This window comes from Alteromonas sp. G4i13 (assembly GCF_054960505.1).
On sequence record NZ_JBHNYX010000021.1, the window covers coordinates 33694 to 45303 of the forward strand.

The window sequence follows — 11610 nt, forward strand, 5'->3', positions numbered from 1 at the left end:
TCAAGGGAGCTTATCGCTCCCTTTTTTAGTTATTAGCTGTTTAAATAAAATTTTTTAATTCTACATTCATAAGGGAAAAATTTTGCTGCAGCGATTCAGACAACGATAAACTCACCAGACTCGTCCATTATCCTTGTGTGCCCTTTTTGATTTTGCTTTGCTGAATACAGCGCCTTATCCGCTTTGAGCAATTGAGACGCAATCACATCAGATTGTGCTAATCCGTTTTTATCTAGCACCGATCCACCTATACTCACGGTTATAGGCCTTCCATCGGGCAATAAAATAGTACTAATAGCGCTATGCAGTCTTTCACTAAAACATTTAATAGATTCGAACGTCGCTTGGTAGAGTACAATCAAAAACTCTTCTCCTCCCCACCTCGCTACAACGTCTGTCTCGCGCACCTGCCCAAGAATAACTTTTGAAAGGTTGATAAGTACCCTATCGCCGACTTTGTGACCAAATGAGTCGTTGATATTTTTAAAAAAATCAATATCTAACAGCAAGAAAGATAGCGGAAAAAAGGCGCATGAAGATTGGACTATCAATGCGTTGATGTCCTCTTTAGCAGCTCGACGATTAAGCAGGGGGGTCAGAGAGTCTCTGCGACTCACTGCAGTTAACTCTTCCGTCTTTTTTTCAAGGAGGTCTCTGGCTTCCAAAAGTTCCTGATAAAGCTTATCTCTCTCCTCGGCTACGTAAATAGCCCAGTAAACGATGTTGCCTGTAACCGTTAAATTCGCTACGGCGGGAACACGTCTTCCCGCATCAGAAATCAACGTTATTTGTACCTCTAAATATTTTCCATTAGCGAGGATTATCGGCTTTATGTAGCTTTCATAAAATATTAAGCTCGCTTTCGATAGGATATTGGCTATTTTAGCTTCAACAGGGCGTGTTAAACCAAGGAAGGAATAAGCAAATGGGTTTAGCCATGTTATTTCCGTCGTTTCGATATGAGATTTTAATAATAGGCAGGGAAAATCTTCCTCTTTCCACTCATTCAACGGACAAACTCCTGCACGATTGAAGAGACAGTCAATGGGTTCGTCATATGTAAACAATGCCCATGGGCATCAACGATTTCAAGCTGAGCATTAGGAATTATTTGATTCATATAGTTACCGACAGCTGTTGAGGCTAGATTGTCGTGTTTGCTCTGCAAAATAAGTGTGGGAAGGGTAAGTTTAGAAAGTAGCGCTCTGTCGTCAGCAAAAAACGTGGCTTTAGCAAAAGGCTTAGCATACTTCGGGTCAGTAGAACAAAAACTCGTTTCAAGCTCCTGAGTTAAGCTGGCATCGCTATCTTGACCCATTACTAAAGGCGCCAAATAATTAGCCCAACCCACATAGTTTTTATCCATGAGATTAATTAACTCCTCCAAATCTTCTTTCTCAAAACCGCCTTCATAATCAGGTGGAAAATTCAGAAAACAAGGAGAAGGGCATATCATTGTGAGTTTTGAGAAGGTATCTGGAGACTGAATGGCAGCGTGCATGCCAATCATGCTACTTACTGAATGACCGATAAAATTGACCTTAGTTAAGTTCAACGCCTCACAAATTTCAAGTACGTCCTGAGCGTAGCCAGCTAGCGAAGAGTAACGGACCTTGTCGTAGGCTGCAAAGTCAGAGGCGCCACATCCAACATAGTCAAACAGTATCACTGTATATTTATCATCGAGGTAAGGTAGTAGATGTCGCCACATTTTTTGATCACAGCCAAAGCCGTGTGCCAACATAATGATAGTACTTCCTGAACCACATATCTTTACGTTGTTCCTCGCCTCTACACTTTGGGAAGTTTGCATGGTTGCACCTCAATTGTTGTTTAGTTCTTAGCGTGAAGAAGTAATAAATTTGAACGACAGCGCCGAACTACACTTCAATTAATTAACAGAGTATAACGAAATTCTTAGGACAGATTAACGTAATTTCACTCACCTTCCCCACCATTCACAATTAACGCAATATTGTATAAACGATTCACGGCATGGTAATTGATTGAATTTTTGGGGTAACGACCTTTACTACTTATTTTACCCGCTTCCTGTTCCATCAAAATAGATAGCGCATCATCAACGGTCTCTACAGTGTAAATATGGAACAGCCCTTTTTTCACTGCGTCGATAACGGTGGCATCTAATACCAAATTAATCGCATTTGATTTAGGAATAATCACGCCCTGCGTACCGGTAAGGCCGCGGTGTTGGCACAAGTCGAAAAAACCTTCTATCTTTTCGTTCACACCGCCAACCGCTTGCACTTCACCATACTGGTTTATGGAACCCGTGATAGCCAAGGTTTGTAAGCAAGGGATTTCAGTCAACGCAGAGATAAGCGCAACCAGTTCACCAAGGGATGCACTATCGCCATCAATATGTCCGTATGACTGCTCTAGCGCTATATTTGCCGATAGGGTTAACGGGAAATGCTGGGCATACTTGTTGCCCAAGTAGCCGTTTAGCAACATAACGCCTTTTGAGTGAATAGGCTGTCCAAGCTCTACCTCACGCTCAATATCAACGACACCACTTGCGCCGGCAAATACAGTAGACGTAATGCGTGCAGGCGTACCAAATGCAGTGTCACCAATATCCAATACCGTTAACCCGTTTACTTTGCCTACCGCTTTTCCTTCAGTGGCAATAAGCACGTGCCCTTCTTTAATATCGTTTAATAGTGTTTGGCTGACACGGCCGGTGCGACGCTTCTTGGCACTTAATGCTGTTTTTAAATGATCAAGTTCTAGCGTGTCGGCATTAGATTTCTGGCAGAAATAATAGGCTTCATTAACTAGCTCGATAACTTCAGCGAAGTGCGCAGATAGCTTTTCTTTATGTTCAGCCATTCTTAACGAGTACTCAACTAGCCTGCACATCGCGTTAGCGGTAATGCCTTTAAGTCCTAACTGAATAAGATGCGCACGTACTTTGCCCACGAAATCAAAAAGCGCCTGTCTGGTGACGGGAATTTCCAAATCAAAATCCACCAACACTCTAAACAGTTCATCAAACTCGTCATCGTAATCTTGCAGCGTGTAGTATAAATCACGCGAGCCTAACAGAACGATTTTCACATTTAAGTCGATGGGCTGTGGATTGAGCGTAATATTGTTCACCATACCCACATCTTGCTGGGGTAAGTCCATGCGCAAGCGCTGTGACTTGATGGCAAGCTTAAGAGTATCCCACACGAAAGGTTGTTCAATAAGTTGGTCGACATCCAACAACAAATAACCGCCATTTGCACGATGGAGCGCACCCGGCTGAATCATGCGATAGTTGGTAAACACGCTGCCGTGAATGTTGGTGTACTCTATTTTGCCAAACAAATTTTGATAAGTAGGGTTCGGCTCATAAATAACAGGGGCTGCGTCATCGAGTTTATTCGACACCAAAACGTTAGGAAGAAATTGCTCTTCTAAAAATACCTTCTTGTCGAAGTCATCACTCTTCTCTTCTTTCTGCTCTTCACTGTGAATGACTAAGATAGCATTGACTAATGCAGTTTTAAGCTGCTTGAGGTACTTCATTACCCCTAGCTCAGATGCGTATTTGTGTTCAAGCACTTTTAGCAGCGGCTTAATTCCCTGCTCTGCGGTCTTTTTGTCAAGCTCACGCAGACGCTCAGAGTTTTCGCGTTTCCACGTAGGTAGGCTTAACAGACCTTCGCTTAACCTATTTTCTAGCTCGTCAATAAGAGTATAAAACCCTTCCCGTTGTGCATCAGATAATGACGCAAACTCTGTGTCACTTATTGGCTTGCCGTTAACGATAGGTGAAAACGTAATAGAGCCGCCCTCTTCGTACAGCGCAACATCATTCGCTTGTGCGTAACGCTCTACCGCATCGATAGCCGCATCGTACTTTTGCTCGAACTCTCTGGAAATTGACGCGCGACGGCGCTGATATCCCGGGTTATCAAAAGCAATGGGCAGTGAGTCTAAGACATCGTCAATAAGCGCAGCCATGTCCTTGTGGAATGCTTTCCCACCACCGGGAGGAAATTTTAGCGCAACAGGTTCGCGCTCTTCGTCAAAATTGTTGATATAACAACAATCATCAGGCGCCGGTAGCTGGGCAACTTGGCGTTCAATGTAATCCTTCACTAGAGTGAAGCGCCCCGTAGCGGGCTCACCCATCACGTAAAGATTATAGCCTTTGGTGTTAATACCTAACCCAAACGTAAGTGCTTCACGCGCACGCTCTTGCCCAATGAAGGTCGCATTTAGCGCTTCATCATCTTTTAAGGCACTGTTTATCGCTCGGCGATTTATGGTAGGTGAAAGCGCGTCTACATCTAACGCATATAATTTACTGTCTACAGACATGTCTGTTCTATCTTTGTTTCTTTACTTAAGTGAAACCCTAATTAACATTAGTGTCAAACGCTTATCCTGAATAAGGCAGCTTTGCATCGCTAATTGCACAACAAACAACCACCTTCATGATTTTAGAGAGGAATTGGCAAGCACTACGAGCTTTTTGTGGTCTTCATTAGAACTGATACCTTGCGACACAAGGTGTAGCATCTAATAAAAGCCGAAAAGGAGTTAAGTACGAAAGAATTTACTTCAATTTAACCGCTGCATTTATTTCTGCCGCATAATTTGGATCAGAGCATTAAAATCACAGCGTTAAGAAAAGCGCGCCAAGGTCTGAGCCGTAAGGACAATGTGGTCAAGACAAAGCTCTGAAGAATCCTGTAACAGTAAGGCTTTAAAGTAGGTAGCAACGCAAGTTGCTTTCAATTACCTTAGAAAACACAAGAACCGAAATTCGTTTTGGCGACGAGACCAGGTTTCGCGCGCAATAACCAATGAACAAAAACAGGGTAATAACAATGACAAAAAAATTGAAAACTCGCTCAACCCTTCTGCTCACCTCCTCTTTCCTTGCTACCTTTCTGGGTACGGCATTTTCTTCAATGAGTATCGCTAACGTAAACTATGCAGATAACTCAGGGTTTTCTATTACCAATGAGAGTGAAAGCTATGCGCCAGTTGAAGTCGTGTACTCTCATTTTATTCAACATGTGGATATGTGGTGGCCGAAAGACCACACATGGTGGAAAGGTGCTTTGCGCATAGATGAGCAGGCTGGTGGCTGTTTCTGTGAAACGACAGACACGGCGAGTGCAGCGCATATGCAGGTAAGCTATGTTGAACCGAACAAAAAAGTGGTGATGACAGGTGGCTTAGGCCCGCTTCAAGAGATGGGTATGTCAGGTGCACTGACATGGGAATTCAGCACAATAGCATCGAGCACTTCATCGGATGCAAACACACAAGACGGTCGCATACCGAAAACTAAAGTCACCCTTACCTACCACGCCTCAGGCAATATTCACTTTAATGGCCAAAAAGCATCTAACGAAGACGCCGCCAATTTAGTTCGAGTAGTAGACAAAGTGCAGGCGCAACAACTAAATGCGCTAACTGCGTTTAGTGACAATAATTAGATGCGACACCGGGGCCTGTTTATCGACAAGATAAGATGGCGCCAAGAGAAAGTAAGATGAGCAAATGGGGCGAGTTCTGGTGTTCAATCGACGTAAACTGTGTCATTAATGCTCACTTTTCAAGCAAGCAACAATAAATATTGCCAAGTTCGGTGTTAAGCTATTGAGGCATGGCTTAGCGCTGGGTTATTCTATTGGGCTATATGTATGTTAAGTGGGTGAATCCCACGCGCGGTTAGTTGGCGTTGCTACAAACTCGCCTTATGCCGCCCCATAAACGTTTTAACTTTTAATGCGGAAGCCTAAGTTTCATGGCCGATAATCAGTACAATCCGAAAGACATTGAACAACGCGTTCAGCAATACTGGGAAGAAAACCAATCGTTTAAAGCAAATGACGACGTAGAAAAAGAAAAGTTCTACTGCCTGTCTATGTTCCCATACCCTAGTGGCCGACTTCACATGGGCCACGTGCGCAACTACACCATTGGTGACGTGATCAGCCGTTTCCAGCGCATGCAGGGTAAAAATGTATTGCAGCCTATGGGTTGGGATGCTTTTGGTCTTCCGGCTGAAAACGCAGCAATTAACAACAACACTGCACCTGCGAAATGGACATACTCAAATATTGATTACATGAAAAACCAACTTCGCTCGTTGGGTTTCGGTTACGACTGGGATCGCGAAGTAACTACATGTAAATCAGATTACTATCGCTGGGAACAGTGGTTCTTCACACGTCTTTACGAAAAAGGTCTTGTTTACAAGAAAAACTCTACTGTGAACTGGGACCCTGTAGACCAAACTGTTTTGGCTAACGAGCAGGTAATCGACGGTCGTGGATGGCGCTCTGGTGCGCTGGTTGAGCAAAAAGAGATCCCTCAGTGGTTTATTAAAATTACTGACTACGCCGAAGAACTTTTACAAGACTTAGAACAGCTTGAAGAATGGCCAGACCAAGTACGCGCAATGCAGGCAAACTGGATTGGCCGCTCTGAAGGTGTTGAAATTACCTTCGATTTAGCGTCAGCGGTTAACGACATTGCCGATTTGACGGTATATACCACGCGCCCAGATACCTTCTACGGCGTTACTTACGTTGCAGTGGCTGCGCAGCACCCTCTTGCCGAATTCGCAGCAAAATCGAACCCAGATTTAGCGGCATTTATCGACGAATGTAAAAACACCAAAGTTGCTGAAGCTGAATTAGCAACCATGGAGAAGAAAGGTTTCGCCACGGGTTTTGAGGTTGTTCACCCACTAACCGGTGAAAAGCTTCCAATTTGGGTCGCTAACTTCGTGTTGATGGACTACGGTTCAGGCGCGGTAATGGCTGTTCCTGGCCACGACCAGCGCGATTGGGAATTTGCGACTAAATACAACCTACCTATTCAACAAGTCATTGCGCCAAACGCAGGTGATGAAGATAAGTGCGACCTTACCGCCTCTGCATTTACTGAAAAAGGTAGCTTGATCAATTCAGCTAAGTTCGACGGTCTTGAGTTCGATGCCGCATTTAATGGTATTGCTGATGAACTTGAAAGCAAAGGCTGTGGAAAGCGCAAAGTAAATTACCGTCTTCGTGACTGGGGCGTAAGCCGTCAGCGCTACTGGGGCGCACCTATTCCAATGCTAAATTTGGAAAACGGTGAATCTGTTCCGGTTCCTGCTGACCAACTACCGGTTGTTTTGCCTGAAGACGTAGAAATGAATGGCGTTACCTCGCCAATTAAAGCTGACCCTGAGTGGGCAAAAACCACATACAATGGCGAAGCCGCGTTACGTGAAACGGATACCTTCGACACCTTTATGGAGTCATCGTGGTACTACGCGCGCTATGCCTGTGCTACTAACAACGACGCCATGCTTGATCCAACATCAGCTAACTACTGGTTACCAGTAGATCAGTACATTGGTGGTATCGAGCACGCTATCTTGCACTTACTTTACTCGCGTTTCTTCCACAAGTTGTTACGCGATGAAGGCTTGGTAAACTCTGATGAACCGTTCAAGCGTTTGCTGTGTCAAGGCATGGTATTAGCTGACTCGTACTATCGTGAAGACGCGTCGGGTAAGAAAACCTGGTTCTCGCCTACCGAAGTAAGCACTGAAAAAGACGACAAAGGCCGTATTGTTAAAGCATGGCTGACAGCAGATGGCAAAGAAGTTATTCATGGCGGTATGACGAAAATGTCTAAGTCGAAGAATAACGGTATAGACCCACAAGAAGTTATCGACCAATACGGTGCCGATACAGTGCGTCTATTCACCATGTTCGCTGCGCCACCGGAGCAAACCCTTGAATGGGTAGATTCTGGTGTTGAAGGAGCAAACCGCTTCTTACGTCGTATCTGGAAATTAGTGACAGAACACGTTGAAAAAGGCACGCCAGAAGCGATTGACGTTAAAGCACTGTCGAAAGACCAACAGGCACTTCGCCGTGAAGTACATAAGACCATTGAAAAGGTGTCTGATGACTTAGGCCGTCGTCAAACCTTTAACACTGCGGTAGCAGCGGTGATGGAATTGTTAAACCACCTTCAAAAAGCGCCACAAGACAACGCGCAGGACATCGCTATTATGCGCGAAGCCTGTGAATCAATCTTGTTGCTTCTAAACCCAATTACGCCGCACATTGCTCACGAGCTATGGAAAGTGTTGGGTCACAGCGAAGATATTGACCTTGCACCTTGGCCACAAGCTGATAAAGCTGCATTGGTTGAAGACGAAAAGCTAATCATTGTTCAGGTTAACGGTAAGGTTCGTGCTAAGATGACAATTGCTGCTGATGCTAGCAAAGAGAGCATTGAAGCATCTGCGAAAGAACAGCCTAACGTTCAGCAATTCATCGAAGGTAAAACCATTCGTAAAGTGATTGTTGTGCCTGGCAAGCTTGTAAACATTGTAGCTAACTAGGTCAGATACTGATGAAAAAGCACTTACAATTCGCAGTCGCTGTGTTGGGAACCGTATTGGTTACTGGCTGTGGCTTTCATTTGCGAAGTAGCCCTAGCCTACCTGACGACATAAACACCGTTGCTATTGAAAGTGCCCGAGCACACGCGCCCTTGGCGCGTGCGCTTGATAAACGCTTAAACGTTTACGGTTTATCCAGTGTTAGCGTAGATAAAACATCGCGCTCTAACCAAAACGTAAACATCTATTTGCTTCCAGAGAAATTAGAACGTCAGCTGCTGTCGGTTTATCCTTCGGGTCAAGTCGCTGAATATGAACTGATATATGTTGTGCGTTACCGCGTGCAGTTTCCTGGTAAGGAAGCGGTAATGGTGCAATTTGAAGTAGTACGTGACTATCAAGACGACCCTGACCAAGTGTTGGCAAAGTCTCGCGAACTTGAATTGATGCTAAGTGAAATGCGCGATGAAGCCGCTGATATCATGATCAGACGCCTTTCCAGTCAGGCAGCCGCTGCACCAAATGCGTCAACTTCCGTTAGTCAGTAAACATCAGAATTTTTCATGCAGATTTATCCAAACCAATTTAGCCAAGATATCACCAAGGCGCTTCGCCCGTGCTATCTGGTGTTTGGAGATGAACCCCAGCAGAAGTTTGATGTCATTGAGCAAATACGCGCTAAAGCAAAAGCCAATGGCTTTGAAGAAAGAACCGTTCTTGTTGCTGAAACAGGCTTTAACTGGAATCAGTTGATTGAAGCCACACAAAGCATGTCGCTTTTCTCAAGCCAACAGTTTATTGAATTAGAGCTACCTACGGGAAAACCGGGCACTGAAGGCAGTAAAATGCTGCAAGAAGTCGCGGCATCATTAAACCCCGATATTTTGTTGCTGGTTCACGGCCCCAAAATTGGCAAAGACGTGCAGCGCGGCAAATGGTTTAAAGTGCTTGATGATTTGGGCGCGTCGGTATTGTGTTACCCGTTGGAAGGCAAGCAGCTCAATGCATGGCTTAACCAGCAGTTAAATGCCCACCAACTCTCCGTATCAGCGTCGGGTGCTAAGATGATTGCTGATTTCTGCGAAGGCAACATGCTTGCTGCTAAGCAAGAAATTGATAAGCTCGCCCTACTCTATCCACACCAGTCTATTTCAGACGAACAAATTGAAGAGGCGATGGTCGACCAGTCGCGTTTCAACGTGTTTCAACTAGTTGACGTTATGCTTAGCGGCGACAGTACCCGCTGCATAAAAATGCTATACCGATTAGAGAGTGAGGGCCTGGAGCCTAACATCATTATTTGGGCGCTGATTCGAGAGTGGGAGCAGTTATGGAAACTAAAACTAGCGCAGCAAAGCGGTGCCCCCATTCAGTGGCAAAAATTCGGTATTTGGCGTAATAGACAAGGTTTTTATCAAAGTGCCTTGAATCGTCTGAGCATCGCGCAGCTAGAAGACATCCAAAAAGCGTTGACTCAGTCAGATCATGCATTCAAACAGAGTGTCATTGCCCGCCCTTACGTCGAAATGTGTCACTTGTGCATGATGTTCATGGGTATGGACCTTCGCGAAATTCCTCTGTTACAGGCATAATGGGCAATTCTAAGTGAGTCTTTCCGGCGCTTCTCGAGCATATCCAACGGTGAAAGCCATTCTTGGTGGTACGTTTAATCCGCCGCATAAAGGCCATATTGGTGCGGCACTTAAAGCGGCAGATGAAATTGGAGTAAACCACGTTCATCTCATGCCTTGTAAATTAGCTCCGCATAAGTCAGTAGGTGTATCAGAAAGCCATCGGGTAAAAATGATTGAACTTTGCGCCCAAAACAATGACAGACTTATTCCAGAGTTAATTGAACTGACGCTTCCGTCACCCTCTTATACAGTTAAAACACTGCGTGCACTTAAAGAGAAAAGCGATGACACAATCTGTTTTTTCATTGGCGCAGATTCGCTGTATAATCTGGACAAATGGTACGAGTGGGAACACCTGCTCGATTATTGTCACTTAGTGGTTATGCGCAGAGACGACGAAAAATTTTCGCCGCCTCCCGCAATACAAGCTTGGTTAGATTGTCATGTGGCTAACGATAAAAATGTTATTCACGCAAAGCCTGCAGGCCATGTAGTGTTAACCAACACACCGCTGTTTAGTGTTTCATCTACTGAAATTCGTGACGTACTAGCAGGTGCTGCTACGCCTGAAAAAGCGGGTACGCCAAACAGTTCAAATGCTGACCTATCTAACTTATGGTTAGAAGAAAGCGTTTTAGATTACATAAACGAACATCAGTTATATAAAAGTTAAGTAAGTGAGGAAAACTCTTGGAGAGTCAACAGCTCAAACAGTTTGTTAAAGACAAAATTGACGATATGAAAGGCCGTGATGTTATTGAACTAGACGTTCGCGGCAAATCAAGTATTACAGATACCATGATCATTTGTTCAGGTAACTCAAAGCGCCACGTTTCATCTATTGCAGAAAATGTCATGGTAGAAGCGAAGAAAGCGGGTCACGCACCTGGAAGTGTGGAAGGTAAGGAAACCGGCGAATGGGTTCTGGTTGATTTTGGTGATGTTATTTTGCACGTTATGCAAGATGAAACCCGTGATTTCTACCAGCTAGAGAAACTGTGGTCGTAGTGGCGTAAACGCTTGCTATAAACATGCAGTAACACGGTCAATAAAGGCCATACTCAAATGTGTATGGCCTTTATTGTATAAGTGAAATACTAATTCCTGCGGTAAGGGTAAAAGAAGTGCGTATACAAATCGTCGCGGTCGGAACAAAAATGCCAAGCTGGGTAAGTACGGGCGTGGATGAGTTTATTCGTCGTTTCCCTAGCGACATGCCAGTGTCCTTTACTGAAATACCTGCCGGAAAGCGAGGCAAAAACGCGGATATTAAGCGCATTTTGGAAAAAGAAGGCGAGCAAATGCTAGCCGCTATTCCCAAAGGAAATCGCATTGTTACGTTAGAAGTAACAGGTAAACCCTGGGACACTCCCACGCTTGCTAAACAACTCGACAATTGGAAAATGGACGGGCGCGACGTAAGCCTGCTTATTGGTGGTCCAGAAGGGCTAGCACCAGAATGTATTGCTGCGTCGGAACAAAAGTGGTCCTTATCAGCCTTAACTCTACCCCATCCACTTGTTAGGATCATTCTTACAGAAAGCTTATACCGCGCGTGGTCGGTGACGCAAAATCACCCTTATCACCGTGAGTAAT

10 protein-coding genes are annotated in these 11610 nt (G+C 44.7%); 7 read left to right on the forward strand and 3 right to left on the reverse strand.

What is annotated here, in order from left to right; genetic code table 11:
- Nucleotides 1-95: 95 nt before the first annotated feature.
- The 3 genes from ACFI6J_RS11895 to ACFI6J_RS11905 all read right to left on the reverse strand — a co-directional run bounded on the left by ACFI6J_RS11895 (nucleotide 96) and on the right by ACFI6J_RS11905 (nucleotide 4335).
- A complete protein-coding gene (locus ACFI6J_RS11895; RefSeq protein WP_278344097.1) occupies nucleotides 96-1010 on the reverse strand; it encodes a GGDEF domain-containing protein in 915 nt (304 codons plus the stop codon).
- Nucleotides 1007-1813 carry an alpha/beta fold hydrolase gene (locus ACFI6J_RS11900; protein WP_278344096.1) on the reverse strand — a complete coding sequence of 269 codons (807 nt, stop codon included), beginning with the start codon at nucleotides 1811-1813 and terminating at the stop codon, nucleotides 1007-1009. Before ACFI6J_RS11900 ends, ACFI6J_RS11895 begins: the two co-directional genes overlap by 4 nt.
- A gap of 125 nt (nucleotides 1814-1938) precedes the next feature.
- Nucleotides 1939-4335 carry a Lon protease family protein gene (locus tag ACFI6J_RS11905; protein ID WP_462586165.1) on the reverse strand — a complete coding sequence of 799 codons (2397 nt, stop codon included), beginning with the start codon at nucleotides 4333-4335 and terminating at the stop codon, nucleotides 1939-1941.
- Between the two features lie 512 nt (nucleotides 4336-4847).
- On the opposite strand from ACFI6J_RS11905, the gene ACFI6J_RS11910 reads away from it, so the two are divergent.
- From ACFI6J_RS11910 to rlmH, 7 genes are all read left to right on the forward strand, one after another.
- Nucleotides 4848-5465, forward strand: a complete 618-nt coding sequence (locus tag ACFI6J_RS11910) for an SRPBCC family protein (RefSeq protein WP_039229447.1) — start codon at nucleotides 4848-4850, stop codon at nucleotides 5463-5465.
- 311 nt (nucleotides 5466-5776) lie between these two features.
- Complete coding sequence (gene leuS, locus ACFI6J_RS11915; RefSeq protein ID WP_462586166.1) at nucleotides 5777-8380, forward strand: leucine--tRNA ligase; 2604 nt, start codon at nucleotides 5777-5779, stop codon at nucleotides 8378-8380.
- 11 nt (nucleotides 8381-8391) lie between these two features.
- The gene (locus tag ACFI6J_RS11920; RefSeq protein ID WP_014976413.1) at nucleotides 8392-8928 is read left to right on the forward strand and encodes an LPS-assembly lipoprotein LptE; all 537 of its coding nucleotides are present in this window, start codon (nucleotides 8392-8394) and stop codon (nucleotides 8926-8928) included.
- A 15-nt stretch (nucleotides 8929-8943) separates the two neighbouring features.
- Entirely contained in the window at nucleotides 8944-9972 is a 1029-nt protein-coding gene (gene holA, locus ACFI6J_RS11925) for a DNA polymerase III subunit delta (RefSeq protein ID WP_462586167.1), read from the forward strand.
- 13 nt (nucleotides 9973-9985) lie between these two features.
- Nucleotides 9986-10687 (forward strand): nicotinate (nicotinamide) nucleotide adenylyltransferase, encoded by a 702-nt coding sequence (gene nadD, locus ACFI6J_RS11930; protein WP_462574207.1) that lies wholly within the window; start codon nucleotides 9986-9988, stop codon nucleotides 10685-10687.
- 17 nt (nucleotides 10688-10704) lie between these two features.
- Nucleotides 10705-11022, forward strand: coding sequence for a ribosome silencing factor (rsfS, locus tag ACFI6J_RS11935; protein ID WP_014949353.1), 318 nt, complete (start codon nucleotides 10705-10707; stop codon nucleotides 11020-11022).
- A 116-nt stretch (nucleotides 11023-11138) separates the two neighbouring features.
- Entirely contained in the window at nucleotides 11139-11609 is a 471-nt protein-coding gene (gene rlmH / locus ACFI6J_RS11940) for a 23S rRNA (pseudouridine(1915)-N(3))-methyltransferase RlmH (RefSeq protein ID WP_014949352.1), read from the forward strand.
- The last annotated feature ends 1 nt before the right edge of the window (nucleotide 11610 follow it).